The organism is Paenibacillus sp. GYB004, from assembly GCF_036577605.1.
Taxonomy (GTDB): Bacteria; Bacillota; Bacilli; order Paenibacillales; family NBRC-103111; genus Paenibacillus_AB; species Paenibacillus_AB oceani.
The window spans coordinates 1-20,540 of the sequence record NZ_JARBDB010000063.1 but is presented as its reverse complement, the minus strand read 5'-3'; the positions used below and the strand labels follow the sequence as shown (position 1 = coordinate 20,540).

The following is a 20,540-nucleotide window of genomic DNA, read 5'->3' as shown; positions in this document are numbered from 1 at the left end:
CATACTCTCTTATTCATACGTTTGAGCGGGGGATTAGTTGCAAAAAAGTTTTTGGGCTATTCGGGACTCAAGTTCGGACGTTCGAACGAAAAAGGAGAAAAACGTTAAAAAATTGTAAATTCCGGCGAATGCCTAAGGAAACCCAAGATAAACCTGGACAAAACCTAGATAACAGAAAAATCAGAATATTTACACAACATGTGCAGGCAAGTATAATGAGGGTACAACACGGAGAGGGGATAGTCCAATGAAGAAGGTAAGCGAAGCATAATCGTGCATCGGTTACAATCCAAGGGAAGCTGACGAGCTTATCCGTAATCGTCACGGTATGCGGGACCTCAGAGAATCGGGAACCAATTGGATCAACCGACCGGATTGTAAAGGAATTGCAGTACAATCTTCTGAACGGGAAAGGTAAAGGATTGGAAAAATAAAGCGTGCCAAGCATGTTGGATGAAAGGAAAGACGAAAGACCAGTGAATCGAATACTCAAGAAATAGCTTCGTCTGCTGTGCCGCAGATGGGGCTATTTCTGTTTTGGCGGTAAAAGGCTGAAACGTGCCTCTTGCCATCCGCGCAAGAGCGTGATAAAATAATTTCTGACGAAATGACTAAAATGGTATTTTGGTCAGTCGGTCGGGAGGTGAGTTTGATGTCTATTGACCGGAGAAGATTGATCATCGATGCTGCGGCCAAGTCTTTCGCTTTATTCGGTTATAAAGGGACTACGATGGATCAGGTTGCGAAGATCGCCAATGTGGGCAAAGGAACGATTTATACGTTTTTCTCGAACAAAGAAGAGCTGTTTCAGGAAATTATGAACAGGCTGATCGGGGAGATGAAGCGTGTCGCTGAAGAGGTGGTCGATCCGGGCCGCAAGTTTTTCGATAACTTGAACCTCGTGCTTGATCAGCTGCTCGATTTTCGTGAGGAGCATGAGCTGGCGATCAAGCTGTCCCAGGAAGTGAAGGAGATTGGGACCCAGATGGCGCAGGACGGCATCTATCAGATCGAGAAAGCGGTCGTCGGCTACATTCAGCAGCAGGTGCAGGCGGCTGTCGATAAAGGCGAAATCAAGCCGTGCGACCCAGAGATGACTGCGTTCGTCATGTTGAAGCTGTACATGGCGCTTACGGCCGACTGGAAGAAGTCGCACCCCCCGCTGGACAAAACGCGTGTGGCCGAACTTCTTCGGTTTTACTTACAGGAAGGACTGGCTCCGGACTAAGCCGGATGCCGTTTTTTTATCGATAAAATGACTAAATGACCAAAATGGTCAATTGGACAAAATGAGGAAAATGCGTCGGTTTATTGGGTGAAACGGATGAATTCGTCCGAATATATATATTCAGTTATAGGAGTGGGGAACGATGTTTAAAAGTTGGAAGCAGTTCGGCAAAGAACTGACCGCCGTTATGCGCAACCGCAGGGTGTTGATTCCGGTTATTGCGGTGCTGATGATCCCGGTGCTGTATACGGCGATGTTTCTCGGAGCGTTCTGGGACCCGTACGGCCGGCTGAGCGACCTCCCGGTTGCTGTCGTTAATGCCGACAAGGGCGCCGAGTTTAACGGCAAGCAGCTGCAGATCGGTCAGGAGTTCGAGGGGCAGTTGAAGAAAAACCCGCAGTTCGACTGGCGGTTCGTAACGAAGGAAGAAGCGGACGCCGGTCTGAAGAACAATACGTATTATATGGCGATCGAGATTCCGGAAGATTTCTCGGAGAAAACGACGACGCTCACGTCCGATCATCCTGCGGCGGCGAAGCTGGCATTTCTCCCGAACGAAAGCTATAACTTCCTGGCGTCGCAAATCGGCAATACTGCGGTAGAGAAGATGAAGGCTCTGCTGAATAAAGAAGTGACGGAAGCTTATGCTAGAACGGTATTCGGACAAATGGAGCAGCTCGTCGACGGCATCGGCCAGGCGAGCGACGGCGCAGGCAAGCTCGCCGAAGGCACGACGAAAGCGAAGGACGGAGCGGTGCAGATCGAGCAAAATCTGAATAAGCTCGTCACCGGTTCGGTCTCGCTGAAGGAAGGCGTCTCCCTGCTTCAAGCAGGAGGCGGCCAGCTGAATAACGGCGCCGCCGCGCTCGGCGGAGGCGCAGCCGGACTAGCGGACGGGCTCGCCAAGCTGGACGCGGCCCGTCAGGAACTTGGCGCAGGCGCCGCCACGATCGGCGAAGGCGCGGAATCGCTGCGCTCCGGCTCGGAGAGCCTGAGCGGCGGGCTGACGCAGCTGGCCGAAGCAAGCGGCAAGCTGTCGGCAAGCTCTGCGCAGACGGAGCAGGCGTCCGGCCGGCTTGCGGCGGGATTGGCGCAGTCGGCTGCAGGCTCTGCGAAGCTGGAGGAAGGCGCGGCCGGGCTGGCGAAGGGCCTCGAGCAGCTCGCCGGGGCCGACCCGCGGCTGGCCCAGGACGCCGGCTTCCAAAGCCTGCTGGCGGCAAGCAAGCAGCTGTCGGCGGGGCTGGCCGAAGCCAAGACGGCGCAGCAGAAGCTAAGCGGCGGAGCCGAGCAATTGCACGCCGGACTCGATCAGATGAAGAGCGGCATGGCCACATTTGACGGCAAGCTGAAGGAAGCGCAGGCCGGAGGGCAGCAGCTCGCCGCGGGAGGACAAAAGCTGTCGGCCGGTGCCCGCGAGTGGACGGCAGGCATGACGATGTTCGGTACCAAGCTGGCCGAAGCCAAAAACGGCGGAGCCGAGCTGGCGGCGGGAGCCGGGCAGCTAGCCGGAGGCGCTGCGGAGCTGCAGCAAGGTCTGAACCGGCTGGCTGTGAACATCGGGCCGTTCGTAGAAGGCTCCACCCAGCTGGAGAACGGAGCCCGGCAGGTCGCTTCGGGACTGCTGCAGCTGGATGACGGTTCGCATGAGCTGTCCGATAAGCTGGGTGAGGCGGCTGCCAAAACGTCGGGACTTCAAGTAAACGACTCGATGTACGACATGTTCACCGAACCGGTAGGGCTGGACGTCCAGAAGGTTAATGAGGTGCCCAACTACGGCACGGGCTTTGCTCCTTATTTCCTGTCGCTCGGCTTGTACGTAGGGGCGCTGCTGCTGACGATCGTGTATTCGGTCCGCGAGCCGGCCGTCGTTCCGGCGAACGGACGCAGCTGGTTCTGGAGCAAAGCTTTGACGCTTGCCCTGGTCGGCACGATTCAGGCGCTGATCGCCGATGCGGCGCTGCTGCTTATTTTGAACCTACAAGTGAAGAGCGTTCCGCTGTTCCTTCTGTTCTCGATTATTACTAGCATTACCTTTATGATGCTCATTCAATTTCTGGTCGCTACGATGCAAAATCCGGGCCGGTTTATCGCGATCGTGCTGCTTATTTTCCAACTGACGAGCTCGGCCGGCACGTTCCCGCTGGAGCTGATCCCGGGATGGCTGCAGCACGTAACGCCTTGGCTGCCGATGACGTATTCGGTTGCCGGATTGAAGGATGTCATCTCGAGCGGCGACTTCGGCTCGATGTGGAAGCAGGCGGCGCTGCTCGGCGTGTTCGCGGTACTGTGTGCGGCGATGACGTATGCCTACTTCACGGCGGCTCACCGCAGAATGAAGCGCCGCAAGCAGACGGCTGCGGCAACCCCGGCTGCTGCTAACTGATCGGATGCAGGAGCGGTTTCGGAGGAACGCGCAACAAAGACGAAAACTGTCGGTTAAGCCTGATAGGAGGCTTTCCGGCAGTTTTTTTGCATGTCGGCGCATGAGAAAGCTCATAGGATCGGCAAAGGGGGATTCAGCGAGCGGAGCGGCGCTGGAAGGTTTTGATGCACCTGATCGACGAACAAAGCGGGGAGAGAGAGAGTGGAGAGTAGAGATTGGAGAGTAGAGATTGGAGAGTGAAACGGAAACGGAAGATTCACTTCCTTTATTCGATCGGTTCAACGGTTAGAACAGGCAAAACGGAAGAAAGGCTTCCGCTATTTCTGAGTTTCAACACAAACTCGGCCTTTTATGCCTGATTAGAGGAAGCGATTCTTCCGCTAACACATGCTTTTACCCCCAATAGTCACAATAACGGAAGTAGAATTTCCGCTTTTGCCGGAAAACTCCCTCCCAGAGCGGTTCTTGCTCCAATTCCGCCATATCCGATTGCCCCCAAGCCCCCAAGCCCCCAAGCCCCCAAGCCCCCAAAGCCCCCAAGCCCCCAACCTCCAAAACCTCCAAAACCTCCAAAACCTCCAAAACCCTAAACCCTAAATCCCCTCCCCCAAAAAGCTCCCATTCTGCCCACTACTGCCACGCTCTCCCTTACGCCTATTGACCCCATGTCCCCAAGTCCCCTTCTCGCCGCAAGCTCTTTTCTTGATCGGGTTCACAGTTCCGTGTATCGTAAAGCTAGAACAACACTGTGTTCGTCTCAGTTAGAACGGCGCTGCACACCCGATGCGCTTGTTAGAGGGTGAATAGCGGCAGCAGGCAAGAGGGCCCGAAGGATGCTCTCAAAAACGTTCAGTTGCCGTTCAGGTTCCGCTCAGCATCGGTTCAGGGCGGCGGGCGATAATAGAAGAAGTACACACTGGGGAGGTTTCCAGGATGCGCCAGCTTAAGGGGATTAAAGTGCTGCTTGTCGACGACGAGCCGAATATATTGCAATTTCTGGAGCTGGGTCTGACGAACGAAGGTTTCGACGTACAGACGGCACAGGACGGGATGACCGCGATCACGGTAGCCAGACAATTTCAGCCGCATGTCGCCATTCTCGACGTGATGATGCCCGGGATGGACGGCTTCGAGGTATGCAAGATGCTGAAAAAGTCAGAAAATGTCGCGATCATTATGCTGACGGCCAAAGACGAGGTGGACGACCGCGTGAAAGGGCTGACGCTCGGGGCCGACGACTATGTCGTCAAGCCGTTCAGCTTCGAAGAGCTGCTCGCCCGTATCCATGCCAGGGTACGCAACCAGTTTCCGAATCTGCTGGGCGAAGTGGCTGCCGGGCCGTTCCGGATCGACGATCGCCGCAAAGAGATCAGTTACGCGGATAAAGTGCTGGAGCTGTCTCCTACCGAATACGAGCTGCTCAAATTTTTAGTGACCAACCACGGGCTCGTCCTTAGCAAAAGTATGATTTTGGACAAGGTGTGGGGGTACGATTTCGGCGGCGAGGAAAATATCGTCGAGGTGTACATCCGGTCCTTGAGAGACAAGCTCGGAGACAAGGAGCATCGGGTCATCCGCACGCTGCGGGGAGCAGGATACCGGGTTGATGTGACATGAAGAAGCGGGGACGGTTCCGGTTTCCCCGGGCTTTAACGCCGCATTCGCTGCGGTTCCAGCTGCTGGCCCGGTCTTTGCTCGTAATAGCCGTCATTTTACTGTTTATCGGGTTATTCCAGTACGTGTTCATGCGCGAGTTTTTGTTTAAAAACAAAGCGGAAAGCATGCAGGGCCAGCTTCGCTCGGTTCCCCGGGAGGTGCTTCTGAGCACGGGGGACTGGGAGTATGAAGGGCCGGGAGGGCGCAAGCCGATGCTGTACTTCCCGGATATGACGTTCGCCGTCATCTATGCGTCCGGCACGTTCACCAATATGTCCGGCTGGCCGGAGGCCGGGGAGCCGCCGAGGCTGGAGGATGCGGAATACGAGGAAGCGATGAAGCTGAAACCGAAGGACGGGCTGCACTATACCGTGATGCGCGATGCGCAAGGAGCCGAACAACTCGTCGTGCTGCAGCCGATCGATTCCCGGGGGCGCATCCTCGGCGTCGCCCAGCTAAGCATGAGTACGGCGCCGCTCCACGACGTCGCGGTTAATCAGCTCTTCGTGTTCTCCGTGCTCTCCTTGCTTGCGCTGCTGCTTGGCCTGCTTGCCTTTATTCCCGTATTGCGTCGGACGCTCGTTCCTTTGTCCAAAATCGTGGATACCGTGGAACGGATCGATGCCGGCAATCTCGACGAACGGTTCCCTTCCCGGCAAGGCCAGCAGGAGATCGACCGGCTGGCCGTGTCGTTTAACGGCATGCTGGAGCGGCTGGAGGCTTCCTTCCTCGCGGAGAAAGAGGCGAAGGAACAGATGCGGCGGTTCGTCGCGGACGCTTCTCATGAGCTGCGGACGCCGCTTACGTCGATTCACGGCTTTCTCGAGGTGCTGCTGCGCGGAGCGATGCATCAGCCGAACCAACTGGAGAAAGCGCTGACGAGCATGTACGGCGAATCGGAGCGGATCAACAAGCTGGTCCACGATCTGCTGCTGCTCGCCAAGCTGGACCGCGCGCCTTCCGTCGTATGGAGCGAAGGCGATCTGGGCTGGCTGCTTACAGAGATGGAGTCCCAACTGCGGCTGCTGGCAGGCGAACGGGAGGTGGAGCTCCGGATCGAATCCGTAGTGAAATGCCGGTACGACACGGACAAGATCAAGCAGGTGGTGCTGAATCTGTTCCAGAACGCGGTCCAGCATACCGATCCGAAGTCGGGCCGCATCGGGGTGACTTTAACCGGGACGGAAGACGAGGTTGAGCTTGCCGTAGCGGATAACGGCCCGGGTATTCCCGAGGAGCATCTCCCGCATGTGTTCGACCGCTTCTACCGGGGGGAATCGTCGCGTACCCGCAAGTCGGGCGGGGCGGGACTCGGTCTTGCCATCACGAAGTCGATTGTGGACGCTCACGGTGGGACGATTCACGCCCGGAGCGCGTCTGGAGCGGGGAGCACCTTTACCGTCCGGCTTCCCCGCAGCGGGACGCTGGACTAAGATTGGGAACGGATGGAGCCGAAGGATGATCCGTATGGCGGAAAGCGATGCGGACTTCTTTCGGTTCTTTTTTGGCGTATCCGGATTTTGGTATAAGAAGCGGCCCGCTTACAAAAGATACTTGAATCTACCAAGATCAGCCTGCCATACGGGAGAGAATCGATGCGAACGGATAAAAAGATTACCGCCTTTCAGCTGTATATGATGCTTATGCTGTTTATCGGTATTTCCAATCACGTCCTGCTGATTCCCGTTCTGCTCTCGACAGCCAAAAGAGATTCCTGGATCGGCGCCGCCGCCGCCATACTGCCTGCTCTGCTATGGGTAGCGCTGCTGTATGTCACGATCCGCACGACCGACCGGAAGAAGCTGACCGACTGGCTGCACCAACGGTACGGGATCGTTCCCGGCGCTATACTTCGATTCGTCCTGATCGTTTATTTCGCCATCGTCGGATTTGTGTCGCTTCTGGATACGATCACCTGGACGCAAGTGACGTATTTGCCCCGCACGCCGAGACTCGCGATCGCTCTGGCCCTCCTGCTCGTCTGCTGGTTTGCCGCCAAAAGGGGAATACGGGCGATCGCCGTCACGTCGGGGATTCTGCTGCCTGGCGTAGTTTTTCTCGGCTACATGGTAGCGAGCGCCAATCTGCAATATAAGGATTACAGCCTGCTTTTTCCTTTGTTCACCCACGGCTACACTTCGGCTCTGAACGCAATGGGATACACGTGCGGGGCGTTGTTCGAGCTTACGATCGTTTTGTTTTTGCAGCAGCACGTCTCGAATAAGATCCGGCCGGCCAGCTTGATCGTGATGTGCTTCATCATCGTCGGATTGACGCTGGGACCGTTAACCGGCTCCCTGGCGATATTCGGACCGTTCGAATCGGCCTATCAGCGGTATCCGGCTTTCGAGCAGTGGCGGATGGTGACGATGGGGAAGTTTATTTCGCATGTGGATTTTTTTTCGATCTACCAGTGGATTGCAGGGGCGTTCGTCCGGGTTTCGTTGTCCCTGTTCCTGATCGGGGACATCGCCGGAGTCCGCAAACCGCGCAACGGGACGGTCCTGCAAACCTGGTTGTGCCTGCTGTTCCTCGCGGGCATGCTCATTCCGTTTAGCGACGCTTCCCTGCTTGAATTTTTGCAAAAGTGGTTTTTTCCCGGTGAATTCGTTCTTCATCTTGTGCTGACGGTATCGCTGCTTATATTCGCTTTGCTGCCGGCAGGACGCAGAAAGGAGAGTTCCGCCCCATGATCCCGTTATCGAGATGGACGGAGAGCAGCGTCAGGGAGCTGTTCAGCAAATCCCAGGACGTAGCCGTCGAGACTTGTATCTTCGGTCCTCCCGGAACAACCCATAAGGTTGTCCTGATCTACGCTCAAGGTCTGGTCAATAACCAGACGCTCGAGGATGCGGTGCTTCCTTACATGCGGGATATGCTGGATCAGTCCATTACGGTTGATCCCGCCCTTCTGGAACGCAACCAGCGGCTGATGCTGCGACGGGTAGCTGCGGAACAGACGACGGAATCGGTGATGGCCGATCTGTTCTCCGGATACTTGATCTTATTTTTCGAGACATCGGGTTTGATCTACACGCTTAATATCTGCAGCTTGCCTAACCGGAATCCGGAGGAGTCGAGCTCGGAAGTATCGATTAAAGGGCCGAGAGATTCGTTTACCGAAAGCATAGGCGTGAACGTGGCATTGGTCCGGAAAAGGCTGAAATCCAACTCGATGAAGTGCGAGGTTTATCCGGTCGGCAGACGCAGCAAAACGTCGGTCGCCCTGCTGTATATCGACGATGTTATCAATCCCGAAGTGGTGGAAGACGCGAGGCAGAAGCTCCAAGCTATCGACGTTGACGGGCTGGTCAGCAGCAGCCAGCTGGAGGAAGGATTGACCGGCTCGTCTTTTAGCCTGTTTCCGCTGCTGGATTATACCGGGCGTCCGGACTTTGTAGCCGACAGTCTGCTCCGGGGAAGAATGTGCATCATTGTGGACGGCTCTCCGATGGCGCTCCTCGGTCCGGCAAATTTGGTGTATATTATGAAGTCGCCGGAAGACGTCCATTTTCCGTATTATTATGTGGCGATGGAGCGGATTCTGCGGGTTATCGGGCTGCTGGTGGCCATTTTTCTGCCGGGCTTCTACATTGCCGTAACGGCGTTTAATCTCGATCAGATTCCGTTTCCGCTGCTGGCCACGATCTCTTCGCTCCGGCTCGGGCTCCCTTTGTCGGGACCGATGGATTTTTTCATAATGCTGGGGTTGTTCGAACTGTTCCGGGAAGCGGGAATGCGTCTGCCGAAGGCGGTCGGGCAAACGGTTGCCGTAGTCGGCGGGCTGATCGTCGGCGACGCGGCGATCCGGGCCGGCATCACTGGTCCCGCTACGCTTGTCGCTGTTGCGATCTCGACGATGGCGATGTTTACGCTCGTCAATCAGTCGCTCTCCGGCGCCGTTACGCTGCTGCGCATTATTATTTTACTCGTATCGACTGTACTCGGGATGTTCGGCTTCATCTTGTCCGTCGTCGCGCTCACGCTGTATCTGGCGACCCTGGAGACGTTCGGTGTATCCTACTTGGCGCCAATATCGCCTCCCAACTACCGGGAGTTCGTCCAGGCGATATTGGCGAAGCCGTTTGCGATGATGAGGCGTCGGCCTTCGTTCCTGAAGCCGATCGACCGGACACGAAGGGAAGGGGATACGTCTTGATTCGTTCGTTTCAGACGTTGGCCCTTGGAGCCGTCATCATGGCGCTGCTGAGCGGATGCTGGGATATGAAGTCGATTCAGGATACGAACTATGTCGCCGCGCTCGGTTATGACTTTCAGGACGGCAAATATGTCGTATATGCTCAACTGCTCGACTTCTCCAACGTATCGAAGCCTGACTTTTCCAAAGGCGGTGCAGCCGGAAACGTGTGGTCGGGCAAGGAGGAGGGCATCACCGTCGTCGATGCGATGAACCGGCTGTACAAGACGTCGCAGCAGCGCGTGTTTTGGGGACAAGTATCGTCGATCGTCTTTAGCCAGGAGGCTTTAAAACACGGCGCCCTTCAGTATTTGGACGGATTGATCCGCTTCCGCGAAATCCGGTATACGCAGTGGGTGTATGGCACGAACGAACCGATCGACCGGTTGTTTACGGTCACGCCTTTCTTTAATTTATCCCCGCTCGCGTCGATTCTGCACCAGCCGGAAGACAACTACCGGCAGCGCTCTTATATTCGTCCGCTCCGGCTGCATAAGATGGTCTCGCAACTTCGCGAGCCCGGCAATAGTTTGCTGCTGCCGATGCTGGCGATCGACGGGGAAGTATGGAAAAAGAACGATAAGCCCGATAGGAAGCTGGTGGTGGCGGGGATTTATGTCCTCACTCAGCATAATGATCCGGTGTTCGTCAAAGATTCGGAGCTGACCGGGCTTCGCTGGATGGAGGCCCATTCGAGACGGGGCGATCTGGTGATCAGCAAAGACGGGCAGCCGTCGGCGTCGATGTCGATTGAGAATATCAGGGCGGATATCCGGTTTGACGAGCAGGGCGGCAGCAACCGGTTTTCGGTCCGATTCAGCTGTACGGCTACGATCGCCGAGATGCTGGAGGGGATGACGGAACAAGAAATCGAACAGGAGACGATCAAGGCGATAAGCTCGCAGATCCGGCAAACGTTCGAGCACGGCCGGGAGAAGGGGCTGGATTTGTTTCACCTCAACCATGAGCTGTACCGTCAACATTTTCCGATCTGGAGCAGGCTGACGCATAACGGCACGACTCCGCTCGAGGATTATACCCTCGGATCTATAGAGGTGAGCGTCGACTTGCTGCACTCGGGGATGTACCGGATTACGAAGCAGCCGAAAAATCAATATTAGTTTGAAGAAGAGCCTTCCGGAGGAGTGAGTCCGAGAGGCTCTTTAATTTTTGGCAGAGGCTTGGATAGAGCATAAAGGCGGTTTATGAGGCTGTCGATTCATTGTGTAGAAGTGTTAGCAGGTCGTTCCAAGTGAAAAGCTACCTTCCTCTACTCAAACAGGTTGTCCGGAATCCCTTGATTGAATAAGGATTGTAGTAGGGGATTCCAGACAAAACTCGCCAGAAGGTAATCTTTTCCCTTTCTACTTGGTTGTCCATAATGAATCGACAGCCTCGTTTATTTGAATTGCTTAAGCAAGACGACAAGATGAGAGCCTCCCATATAACTTATAACTTCACAAGAAAAAATTGGAACTTTTTTTTGGACGTTTCATATAAAAGAAGTCCCGCAGCTAGAAAACGGCAGCGGGGCACAACTTGTATACGTCAGATCAAGGCGGATCGGGTTATCGGAAGAACGTCGAATTTCTTTTATAGAAAAGCGGTTTCATGTCCGGATTCACGACATACCTCAGTGGTGAATCGGCACTCCGATCGAATGGTGGCAACCGGTTTAGGGGATACCAATACTGTCGCTGAACAAAATACCCATTTTGTTAGGTTAGGAGGAAGGCATAGACAGTATCATTATACTGGTTATGGAACAAGTTGTCATTTAGAATTTCGACATAGTCAGACAATTTTCGTTCTATAAGGAAAAGGATTCCAATGCCTCGTCCACCATATCGTCGTTAATTCCGATATATCGCAGTGTGATGGAAGGACTGGAATGTCCAAATATGTATTGCAGCATCGCCACATCTTTCGTCTTCTGATAGAAGTGATATCCGAACGTTTTCCGCAATGTATGTGTTCCGATCGCCCCTTCCACCCGGCATGCTTTGGCGGCCTGATGAATAATATGCCAGGCCTGAATCCGGCTGATCGGAGCGCCTCCTTTCTTCGACGGGAACAAGTAATCCGAGTCTGCGTACCGTTTCGTGTACTTTTCAATTTCGTTCCGTAGCGTGTCGGTAATGATCGTTTTACGTGCATTTCCCGTCTTCTTCTCGCGAACTTTCAGATGCTTCGTATACTTCACATCCATAACCCGCAACGGCAAAATATCACTGATCCGCAATCCCGAATTAATGCCGAAAACAAATAAAAAATAATCCCGGTAAGACCGGTGAAGCAAATATTCTTTGATTTGCTGGATTTGCTCCAAGTCACGTATCGGTTCTACGGCATTGGCACCTCGTCTGTTGGTCATGAGAGTCTCCGTTAGTTAGATTAAATGCAATATTTTGAAACATAATGTTATATAAGATTATCGGCGATTATTGTCGAAATTGCAACGTTCCTTACTCCCATAAGGGAAATAAGCCTTTAGACTTAGTGTTTCAGATCTAACAAAATGGGTATTTTGTTCTATTTGAGGAAAGCGGAGTTCGTTACGGATAGTAAATATGTCGATAAAGGAGGGACCTTGCTTTGATGGATCAAGCATTCCGGCCCGGTACAGCAGCGCTTACGTCTAAAGGCGAAAGGCCGGCTCCGGCTCCTGGACGTAAAGGAGTAGAGTTCCGGTGAAGAGCATAATGGAGGATTGTCTGCGCCGTTTCTTGGACAAAGGCGACCGGATGACCTACGAGCACAGCTTGCGGGTCGGGCATCTGGCGCGGATTGTAGCCGCCCATGTATCGGGGTGGACGGAAGAAGAGAAGGAAGCTTTTGTCGCGGGCTGCTGCATTCACGACATCGGGAAACGGATGATTCCGCTTGAGATTTTACACAAGCCGACCGTTCTGACCTCCGAGGAGTGGAGAAGCATGAGAAGACATCCGGAAATCGGGATGAGACTGCTTCATATCAACGGCTACATGCACCCTCCTGTAGCCGATATCGTGCAATATCATCACGAGCGATGGGACGGTCTGGGGTATCCGCATGGCTTGAAAGGAAGCGAGATTCCCGAATGGGCGCGGGTATGCTCGGTGATCGACGCCTTCGACACGATGGTGTCAAATCGGCCCTACCGCAGAGGGTTGTCTGTCGAGCAGGCCAAAGAGGAGCTGCGCAGGCAAAGCGGCACACAATTCGATCCGGACGCGGTCGAATTGTTTTTGAATGTTCCTTTCGAGTCATTTCGGGCGGCGACTGAATTTTGCGAGACGTATCCCTTTCCGGGTTCTTCGAGATGGAAGCGGAATTTGGAGACAAATGTTCACGAGGCGCAAATGAATGCTACAGCATGGAGGAGAAGTGGACAATGAGATGGTTCCTGAACTTGAAAACATCCGTTAAACTGATTTCCGCTTTTGTAACGGTTGCGGTTTTGCTGGCGGCCGTAGGTCTGTATGCCTTATCCAATATGAGTATGTTAAACGGAAACGTCCGGGAAGTGTACAACAACAATCTCGTCTCGGTACGAGACCTGTCGGCCGCGCAGATTAGCTATCAGCAGATGCGTGTAGCCATCCGGGAAATGAGCACGACGACCGACAAATCACAGTTGGATCAGCTGTCCCGGGAAATCGACGAATACAAAAAAGAGTTCGTCGACAAGATCGAATCTTACCGGAAAGTTGCCGTTACAAAAGAGGAGCAGGACGAACTGAAAGCGTTCGATACGGCATACGCCGCTTACGATAAGCTGTTCGATCAGGCTCGCCAGATTACGTATCAGAACGACTGGGAAGCGTTCCGCAAATTTCAACTGGAGGAATTGAACCCGGTCGCGACAAAAATGAGAACCCACCTGACGAAGCTGATCGACATGAATGTAGAGATCGCGGGAGCGACCTACGTGGAATCCGGCGAGGCTTACACGTCGGCGCGCAACGTAACGGTTGCGGTCATCATCTTGGCTTTTGTGATCAGCATTTTGCTCGGTTATTACATAGCGCGGACGATCGCGAATCCGCTGGGACGGATGGTGCAACTCATTGCGAAAGTAGCGGAGGGCGATTTGCGGGAGCAATCCGAGATCGATACGCGCGATGAGATCGGCCAATTGGCCGGCTCGCTCAACGAGATGATTCATAATCTGCAAAGACTGATCGGCGGAATCGTCCAATCGTCCCAAAGCGTGGCGGCGGCGTCCGAGCAAATATCGGCCAGTACGGAAGAGATCGCAAGCAGCAGCTCCAGCCAGGCCCAATCGGCGCAAACGATTACCGATCTGTTCGGCGAACTGACGTCCGCGATTCATTCCGTGGCCCGCAGCGCGGAGCAAGCGGCCGAGCTGTCCTCGGACACGGTGCGTACCGCAAGCGAGGGCGGTCAAGCGGTGGAGGCGTCCGTCGCCGGGATGCAGGCGGTGAATGAAAAAATGTCGCGTCTCGAAGAAGATTCGCAGCGCATCGGAGATATTATCGAGGTGATTGACGAAATCGCCGATCAAACCAATCTGCTTGCCCTAAACGCGGCGATCGAAGCGGCCCGGGCGGGGGATCAGGGCAGAGGCTTCGCCGTAGTCGCCGACGAGGTTCGTAAGCTGGCGGAACGAAGCAGCGAAGCGACCAAGCAGATCTCGACGATCATCAAGACGATGCAGGACAATACGAAGCAAAGCGTCTCCGCAGTTCTCGTCAGTACGGAGCAATCGGTCAAAATGGGCGATGCGTTCCAGCGGATTGCCAGCATGGTCGATACGACAGCTGGCAAAGTGAATGAAATTGCCGCGGCAAGCGAGGAGCAGTCGGCCCAGGCTACGGAAGTGATGAGCTCGGTAGAGACGATCGCGGCGGGCAGTCAGGAAGCGGCGGCGTCTTCCGAAGAGACGGCTGCGACGTGCCAGTCTCTGGCTCAGCTGGCGGATGAGCTGCACACGTCCGTCTCGGTGTTCAAGATCAGCTAATTTGTCGTTAGGAGGCTTGAACGTGAACGTGGCTACCGTTCGGCAAGAGCAATATATCGAGTTTCGCATAGGAGAGGAGAACTATGCGATCCGCATCGAGCACATCCATGAAATTATTAGGCTGCAGACGATTACGCCTCTTCCGCATTCGAAGCCGTATGTGAAAGGTGTCATTAATTTGCGCGGGCACGTGGTGCCGGTCATCTCGCTGCGCAGGTTGTTCGGCATGGCGGACGATACGGATACCAAATCAACGCGAATCGTGGTCATTAAGCATCGGGAGCAATCGGTAGGGGTGCGGGTCGATCTGGTCAACAAGGTGACCCTGTACCCGGATGTTCAGCCTCCGCCGGAGCGAGTCGGCGATTTGAGCGGAGCTTTTTTTACCGGTATCGGAGTCAGGGAAGGGGAACTGGTCGGCCTTTTAAACCTGGATGAAGTGCTTCTGCGGGATTAATGGCGGTGGAGCGCTGACTAAGGAGAGGCTCGGACAAAGAACATAACGGCAAGCACTGCTTCGGGGTGAAGCGGTGCTTGTTTATTTTGCGCGAGGTGCTCGGCGTCACATGACAGTGGTCAACCACATGAAAGACGAGACCGGTCGTGTATCCGCTGTGGCAAACCTTTATCGAGGGGAGCGAAACCGTGGCGTTATCGTTTTTTTTGTTTCCAATGCGGTATAATGACACAAGCGGAGCCGTTTTTAGGGCATCCTACTCCTAGTGGAGACCGACAGCAAGGAAAGGCGTGATCATGTGGTAGAGAAACGTTTCTCGAAAGAGTCCAGATGTTACAAGACGTTTCGGGTATTTCCGACCGACGTGAATAACTACGATACGCTGTTCGGAGGCAAGCTGATGGCGCATATCGACGACATCGCCTCCATCGCCGCATCCAAGCACAGCCGCAGCTTTGTGGTGACGGCGTCTACCGACTCGGTGGACTTCCTGTCCCCGATCCCGATGACCGCTTCCGTATGTCTGGAATCGTATGTAACCTGGACCGGCCGAAGCTCGATGGAAGTGTTCGTCAAGGTTATCACCGAGGATCTGCTTAGCGGGGAACGCCATATCGCCGCAACCTCCTTTCTAACCTTCGTCGCGCTGGACGACAACAAGAAGCCGATTCCCGTGCCGCAGGTTGTGCCGGAATCCGAAGAGGAGATTCAGCTTCACCAGTCCGGAGACGGACGGGCGGATATGAGGCGCCACCGCCGCGAGCAGAGCAAGAAGTTCGCCGATTTTTTGACGACCAGCTATTCCTGGGAATGACCGGATATCGAGCAAAAGCCAGTAAACCGTTTCCTCAAACGGCTTGCTGGCTTTGTTGGTATCAGACAATTTTACTTCCACTTCTCGAATTCAGCCTCCAGTGTTTCCCTCGTCACCTTGCGTCGATGCAGCGACAGGCTGGGAGACTGAATGTTCAGCTGCGTTATTTTTTTGTTAATGTCCTTAATATGGGCGTCGATCGATAGTTCATCCGGATGGGTCTGCAGCAGCTTGAGCGTATATTCGATCGATTCCTGTATATCTTTACGCAGCATAATCCATGGGGGTGGAACTTTGGCGTTTTTCAGTATCGTCTGCAGCACGTCCTCGGTCGGCACCTCGACCGGTTTTCCTTTGCCGGGCAAGTGATCGAAGCCGCCGTTGCGCTTGCATTCCTCGAACGCCTCATCAAGCCAGTGGTTCATCCGCCTGTAATGTAAAATGGCGACTTGACGGTCTTCGAACGTATCGGCCGGCAAGGGGATGATCGGGCGCTGCGGAGGTTCCGAATAAACCCCACCGTCAGGAAGGTTGTTGCGAGAAGACGACATGGCGTAATTCCCCGCTTTCTTATAGAACGGTTTGGTTCTAGCGTAGCGGATTGGCTGGGCCGGGTCAAGCGGAAGACGGGTAACCGACGCGTCCACATTTTGCAGGAGACCGCTCCTGCGTTCCGGCACATAAATCGTTCCCCGAACCTTCATACTAACGTTAAAACGGAAGGGGAATGCCTTATGAAGCGGATGACCGCAATCGCGGTATGCTGTCTGCTGGTGTCCGGCTGCTGGAACGCGGGGCGTTCGGGAGAAGATAATCCGGCTGTACCGGCCCCGCGGGACTATGCGTCGGACGTTCCGCACAGCATCGTTCGGACGGAGGAACTTACGGAGCTGATGGCGCAAACGGCCGAGCGGGAGCAGCGGGTATCCGATACGGTGTCCGTTTCGCCCAAGGCGAAGCCGATCGAGATCAAGCAGGAGCCGCCGGCAGTTCCCCCGCATCAGGAGACGCGAGCCAAGCCGAAGCCGAGCGCCAAGCCGAAAGCACCGCCCAAAGCTCCGGCGGTAAGCGCGCAGCAAAGCTCGTCCGGACGGAAGCTGTCGCTCTCGGAGCTGAGAGCCAAGTACCCGGACTGGTTCAAGGTAAGCGGCGCAGCGAAGGAGCCCCGGATCGCGCTGACGTTCGATGACGGTCCCGATTTACGCTTTACGCCGCAAGTGCTAGATGTATTGAAGGCCAATGGCGTGAAGGCGACCTTCTTCCTGCTGGGCAAAAAGGCGGAGGAGCATCCGGATATCGTAAAGCGGATCGTACGGGAAGGTCATGCGATCGGCAACCATTCGTACCGCCATCCGCAGTTTACCAAATTAACGGTGGACGAATTTGCTTCGGAAATCGAGAAGGCGGAGGAGGTGCTGAACCGGCTCGCCGGTTACCGGCCCAAGCTGGTGCGTCCTCCTTATGGAGCGATCGATGAAGATGAGCTGCAATGGGCCAAAAATAGAGGATACGTGATCGTCAACTGGAACGTCGATTCGCTCGATTGGAAAAACCTCGGGGAACAGCAAGTGTTAGGCAATATCCTCGGCCATACGAAGGCTGGAGCGATCGTTTTGCAGCATTCGGCCGGAGGAGACAGTCAAGATTTGTCCGGTACCGTCAAAGCGCTGCCCGGCATCATCGCGAAGCTGAGAGAGCAGGGCTACGGGCTGGTTACCGTTCCCGAACTGCTGAAGCTGCCCAAAAGCAAATAATGCCGCCGACTGCTAGTCGACGACATACACCGTTACATTCTGGTAACCGAACAATTTGGCTTGCTCGCCCGAACTCGGCACGAAGATGTCGATCCGGTTGCCCTTGATCGAGCCGCCTGTGTCGGACGCTACCGCCATCATTCCTCCGGCCGGCAGACCGTCGAACGTATAACCGGTGACGTATACGGTCGTTCCGAGCGGAATCACTTTGGGGTCTACAGCAATGGTGCCGACCTTCAGCGTATTGCCGAAATAATCAAGTCCGGCATAACCGCCGTTTTCTTCGGCGCTGCCTGTATAGGCGGAAGCGACTGCGGCGATGGTTTTGGCAGGTTTGATCTCTTTGCCCGCCACCGTGACGACCGGCTGGTTCGTTGACGGCTGCTTGGCGGTAGCTTTCGCTTCGGTTGCGGCTTTCGCTTGGGCCGCTGCCGGAGCTGCTTTTTTGGCTTGGTTTGGTTGCGCTTTCTTCGCTGTATCGGACGCGGCTGAAGCGGCCTTCGGCTTGGCGGGTGCGCTGGCAACTGCAGCAGATGCTGCGGGAGCCGCCTGGGGCTGAAGCTGAGGCTCAGGCTGCGGAAGCTGCTGTTCTGCAGCCGGCTGAGCCGTCTCTGCGAGTTCGGCTGCCGCTGGTTCCGAGGCCAACACCGTTACGATTCCTTGAGCCGGGTAAGCGGAAGGAGATAATGCCCCGCCATCTGCAAATAAATGAGTCTGAAAAACGAACGGAGCCAGCATCGGCATCAAGGCCGGGTCGTAGGGACGTCCCCCTGCGGTTGCTGACGATCCGGTTCCGGATAGGGCGAACAAAGCGAAACTGCCCGCAAGCAAAGCGTGCTTCCAGGGTAAGTACTTCACGAACGGCATCTCTCCTTTTGACGGCCTACGAGGTTAGTTGTCGGATTCGGGCTGAGGATACAACCCTACGCGTAGAAACGCGATTCACCCCGGAGCGGACAAGTCCGCTTGATGATAATCCCCCGCACTTATGGAAACCGCGAATGGTAAAACTTCGCAGTTTTGAAGTTTCGGCTTCTTGTAGAAGGCTAACATATGTCGGACGGAAGGGGAAAGCCTCAAAATTTGCCAGTTGCAATTTCGCCGTGCCGAAAACAGCTCGTCACATGGTCCTGCACCATCCCGGTTGCCTGCATGAGCGCGTAGCAAATCGTCGGGCCGACGAAGGTAAAGCCGCGCTTTTTTAAATCTTTGCTCATCGCTTCCGAGATGGGGGTGGAGGCGGGCACATCCTCCAGACGATCCCAGCGGTTGCGGATCGGATGTCCTCCGACAAATTGCCATATATATGCGTCGAAGCTGCCGAACTCCTGCTGAACCTGAAGGAAGCATCGGGCGTTGCGAACGGCGGATGCAATTTTGGCCCGGTTGCGCACGATGCCTTCGTTGTTCATCAATTCCTCTATTTTGCGGTCGTCATATCCGGCGACTAGTACCGGATCGAACCGGTCGAACGCTTCGCGGTACTGTTCCCGCTTGCGCAGAATCGTGTACCAGCTAAGGCCGGCTTGAGCGCCCTCCAGCACGAGCCGCTCGAACAGGGCGTGATCCTCGTGAACAGGCACGCCCCATTCCCGGTCGTGGTAATCCCGGTAGAGCGGGTTGTCTGTGACCCAGCCGCAGCGTTTCAAAGGTTCCTGCATGAGAAAATCGCCTCCTTAGGTATCCACCCAGTCCTTCCAGTATAACGGAGGATGCCTCCGAAGGCGAAATTCCAGTCCCGATAGCGGGCTCAGGGTCTTAGTATCGTTCCTGCGATATAGCGGGTCGCGTCCTTGTGACCGCCCGGACCGTCTGCATCATGAAAGTAGTAGGAGGCCAGCACTTCGCCCGGACGCACCTCGACGGCGCGCGGGTAACCGAGATCCCGGCTGCCGCCGTCATCGCGCAGAATCAGCTCTTGCCCCCACGTCGCACCCCCGTCTTCGCTCACACGCGCCCGGATGCCGTACGGCGGACGCCTGTAGCCGTAGACCACGAACAAACACCCGTTAGCGAGAAGCGACAAGTGCACGACATCTCCATGGTCGTTGATGCGGTTAATAAATCGCCACGTTAATCCTCCGTCGTCGGAAGCGTACAGCTCGTTCCAGGCGGCGATCATTGCCGGTTTGCATCGGACTGCAACGAGAATCGTACCGTCCGGCATCAGGACCGGAGACGGGCAGATGATGCGGTATTCCTGGCTGCCGGGCATAAGGGATACAAGGCTCCAATTACAGCCGTTGTCAAATGAGGCGAATACGACCGGACGGTCATGAGGGTTCGTCTTCGGTCTTGCGGTCAAAAAGAGCAAAATGACTCCGTCGGGTCGTACGATATAAGAGGGCCGTCCCTGGTAGCGGGGAATGCCGCAGTCCGGCAGCATACTGGCTTCTTCCCACGTAAAGCCGCCGTCGCGCGACAATTTGATCCATGCGCGGGCCTGATCGGAGCCGGAATTGGGCGTGCTCCAGCAAGCGAGCAGCACGTGAGGATCGTCAAAATCGCTGCCCTCGGTGATTTCGTGCTTGCGGCCGTACAGCAGCTTCTCGCCGAGCCTGTAATTATCGGCGATTTCCGTTGCGGCGGTCCATGTGCGACCTCCATCCCGGGTGCGAACGGCTGCGATTCGGCTGTACGTCTCCACCCGGTCGTGCTTCAGATTGCCGGGCACCGAGTAGTCGCAGTTGATGTTCATGAAGCCGACCAGGATGTCGTCTTCGGCTATTTTCCACATCCCCGCGTTAAACGGCCATGAACAAAACTCGTTATCGTTTCTGTAAATGACGACATGCTCCAGTCCGTCCGGCTTTACCGGTTTCCAGTAATTCATCGGCAGTTCCTCCTGTTTGATGCATAGTTTTCGCAAACTCGTGACTTCAGTCATGAGTTAGAAAACATCGGATAGGGCGTGGCTTATGCCACGTTAACTATCCGATATATGTTTAGGTGACTATTACACAATCGCTTTTTCAAAAAACAAAACGATGCGCCAAAGTTTAAGAGTAAAAAGAATCCTGTACAGTCTTATCAGACAAACTACACGAATGGAAATATTGAAATTGTAGACAATCAGATCAAGTTGCC

Annotated in this window: 17 protein-coding genes and 1 riboswitch; of the genes, 12 read left to right on the top strand and 5 right to left on the bottom strand. The window is 55.0% G+C overall.

Features of this window, described 5'->3' with window-relative positions; genetic code table 11:
* Positions 1-652: 652 nt before the first annotated feature.
* The 7 genes from PV433_RS27625 (at position 653) to PV433_RS27595 (ending at position 10,586) form a co-directional block, all read left to right on the top strand.
* Positions 653-1,228, top strand: a complete 576-nt coding sequence (locus PV433_RS27625) for a TetR/AcrR family transcriptional regulator (RefSeq protein ID WP_332075260.1) — start codon at positions 653-655, stop codon at positions 1,226-1,228.
* Positions 1,229-1,370: 142 nt separating this feature from the next.
* On the top strand, positions 1,371-3,611 hold the full coding sequence (locus PV433_RS27620) for a YhgE/Pip domain-containing protein (RefSeq protein WP_332075259.1): 2,241 nt from the start codon (positions 1,371-1,373) through the stop codon (positions 3,609-3,611).
* 933 nt (positions 3,612-4,544) lie between these two features.
* Positions 4,545-5,228 carry a response regulator transcription factor gene (locus tag PV433_RS27615; RefSeq protein WP_332075258.1) on the top strand — a complete coding sequence of 228 codons (684 nt, stop codon included), beginning with the start codon at positions 4,545-4,547 and terminating at the stop codon, positions 5,226-5,228.
* Positions 5,225-6,700, top strand: a complete 1,476-nt coding sequence (locus PV433_RS27610) for a sensor histidine kinase (RefSeq protein ID WP_332075257.1) — start codon at positions 5,225-5,227, stop codon at positions 6,698-6,700. The genes PV433_RS27615 and PV433_RS27610 overlap by 4 nt, the downstream gene beginning before the upstream one ends.
* Before the next feature lie 162 nt (positions 6,701-6,862).
* Positions 6,863-7,960, top strand: coding sequence for an endospore germination permease (locus PV433_RS27605; RefSeq protein WP_332075256.1), 1,098 nt, complete (start codon positions 6,863-6,865; stop codon positions 7,958-7,960).
* Positions 7,957-9,426 (top strand): spore germination protein, encoded by a 1,470-nt coding sequence (locus tag PV433_RS27600; protein ID WP_332075255.1) that lies wholly within the window; start codon positions 7,957-7,959, stop codon positions 9,424-9,426. Before PV433_RS27605 ends, PV433_RS27600 begins: the two co-directional genes overlap by 4 nt.
* On the top strand, positions 9,423-10,586 hold the full coding sequence (locus tag PV433_RS27595; protein ID WP_332075254.1) for a Ger(x)C family spore germination protein: 1,164 nt from the start codon (positions 9,423-9,425) through the stop codon (positions 10,584-10,586). The genes PV433_RS27600 and PV433_RS27595 overlap by 4 nt, the downstream gene beginning before the upstream one ends.
* 689 nt (positions 10,587-11,275) lie before the next feature.
* Here PV433_RS27595 and PV433_RS27590 read toward each other — a convergent pair.
* Entirely contained in the window at positions 11,276-11,839 is a 564-nt protein-coding gene (locus PV433_RS27590; protein ID WP_332075253.1) for a site-specific integrase, read from the bottom strand.
* Positions 11,840-12,155: 316 nt separating this feature from the next.
* Here PV433_RS27590 and PV433_RS27585 point away from each other — a divergent pair, with 316 nt between their 5' ends.
* The 4 genes from PV433_RS27585 (at position 12,156) to PV433_RS27570 (ending at position 15,699) form a co-directional block, all read left to right on the top strand.
* Positions 12,156-12,842 (top strand): HD-GYP domain-containing protein, encoded by a 687-nt coding sequence (locus PV433_RS27585; RefSeq protein WP_190930192.1) that lies wholly within the window; start codon positions 12,156-12,158, stop codon positions 12,840-12,842.
* Complete coding sequence (locus tag PV433_RS27580; RefSeq protein WP_332075252.1) at positions 12,839-14,428, top strand: methyl-accepting chemotaxis protein; 1,590 nt, start codon at positions 12,839-12,841, stop codon at positions 14,426-14,428. Before PV433_RS27585 ends, PV433_RS27580 begins: the two co-directional genes overlap by 4 nt.
* Positions 14,429-14,450: 22 nt before the next feature.
* On the top strand, positions 14,451-14,885 hold the full coding sequence (locus PV433_RS27575; RefSeq protein WP_332075251.1) for a chemotaxis protein CheW: 435 nt from the start codon (positions 14,451-14,453) through the stop codon (positions 14,883-14,885).
* Positions 14,886-15,183: 298 nt separating this feature from the next.
* Positions 15,184-15,699, top strand: a complete 516-nt coding sequence (locus tag PV433_RS27570; protein ID WP_317891254.1) for an acyl-CoA thioesterase — start codon at positions 15,184-15,186, stop codon at positions 15,697-15,699.
* A gap of 71 nt (positions 15,700-15,770) precedes the next feature.
* Here the strand turns inward: PV433_RS27570 and PV433_RS27565 are convergent, their stop codons facing one another.
* The gene (locus tag PV433_RS27565) at positions 15,771-16,379 is read right to left on the bottom strand and encodes a J-domain-containing protein (protein ID WP_332075250.1); all 609 of its coding nucleotides are present in this window, start codon (positions 16,377-16,379) and stop codon (positions 15,771-15,773) included.
* Between the two features lie 54 nt (positions 16,380-16,433).
* Here PV433_RS27565 and PV433_RS27560 point away from each other — a divergent pair, with 54 nt between their 5' ends.
* On the top strand, positions 16,434-17,453 hold the full coding sequence (locus PV433_RS27560) for a polysaccharide deacetylase family protein (protein WP_332075249.1): 1,020 nt from the start codon (positions 16,434-16,436) through the stop codon (positions 17,451-17,453).
* A 12-nt stretch (positions 17,454-17,465) separates the two neighbouring features.
* Here PV433_RS27560 and PV433_RS27555 read toward each other — a convergent pair whose 3' ends face one another.
* The 3 genes from PV433_RS27555 to PV433_RS27545 form a co-directional block, all read right to left on the bottom strand.
* Entirely contained in the window at positions 17,466-18,311 is an 846-nt protein-coding gene (locus tag PV433_RS27555; RefSeq protein ID WP_332075248.1) for a 3D domain-containing protein, read from the bottom strand.
* Positions 18,312-18,318: 7 nt separating this feature from the next.
* A riboswitch (cyclic di-AMP (ydaO/yuaA leader) is annotated at positions 18,319-18,463 on the bottom strand.
* Between the two features lie 66 nt (positions 18,464-18,529).
* Positions 18,530-19,114 carry a DNA-3-methyladenine glycosylase I gene (locus PV433_RS27550; RefSeq protein WP_332075246.1) on the bottom strand — a complete coding sequence of 195 codons (585 nt, stop codon included), beginning with the start codon at positions 19,112-19,114 and terminating at the stop codon, positions 18,530-18,532.
* Between the two features lie 89 nt (positions 19,115-19,203).
* On the bottom strand, positions 19,204-20,286 hold the full coding sequence (locus PV433_RS27545) for a sialidase family protein (protein WP_332075245.1): 1,083 nt from the start codon (positions 20,284-20,286) through the stop codon (positions 19,204-19,206).
* Between the last annotated feature and the right edge of the window lie 254 nt (positions 20,287-20,540).

Coding starts and splice junctions, on each gene's coding strand:
- PV433_RS27625 (WP_332075260.1), top strand. CDS start 653: ATGTCTATTGACCGGAGAAGATTGATCATCGATGCTGCGGCCAAGTCT.
- PV433_RS27620 (WP_332075259.1), top strand. CDS start 1,371: ATGTTTAAAAGTTGGAAGCAGTTCGGCAAAGAACTGACCGCCGTTATG.
- PV433_RS27615 (WP_332075258.1), top strand. CDS start 4,545: ATGCGCCAGCTTAAGGGGATTAAAGTGCTGCTTGTCGACGACGAGCCG.
- PV433_RS27610 (WP_332075257.1), top strand. CDS start 5,225: ATGAAGAAGCGGGGACGGTTCCGGTTTCCCCGGGCTTTAACGCCGCAT.
- PV433_RS27605 (WP_332075256.1), top strand. CDS start 6,863: ATGCGAACGGATAAAAAGATTACCGCCTTTCAGCTGTATATGATGCTT.
- PV433_RS27600 (WP_332075255.1), top strand. CDS start 7,957: ATGATCCCGTTATCGAGATGGACGGAGAGCAGCGTCAGGGAGCTGTTC.
- PV433_RS27590 (WP_332075253.1), bottom strand. CDS start 11,839: ATGACCAACAGACGAGGTGCCAATGCCGTAGAACCGATACGTGACTTG.
- PV433_RS27580 (WP_332075252.1), top strand. CDS start 12,839: ATGAGATGGTTCCTGAACTTGAAAACATCCGTTAAACTGATTTCCGCT.
- PV433_RS27560 (WP_332075249.1), top strand. CDS start 16,434: ATGAAGCGGATGACCGCAATCGCGGTATGCTGTCTGCTGGTGTCCGGC.
- PV433_RS27550 (WP_332075246.1), bottom strand. CDS start 19,114: ATGCAGGAACCTTTGAAACGCTGCGGCTGGGTCACAGACAACCCGCTC.
- PV433_RS27545 (WP_332075245.1), bottom strand. CDS start 20,286: ATGAATTACTGGAAACCGGTAAAGCCGGACGGACTGGAGCATGTCGTC.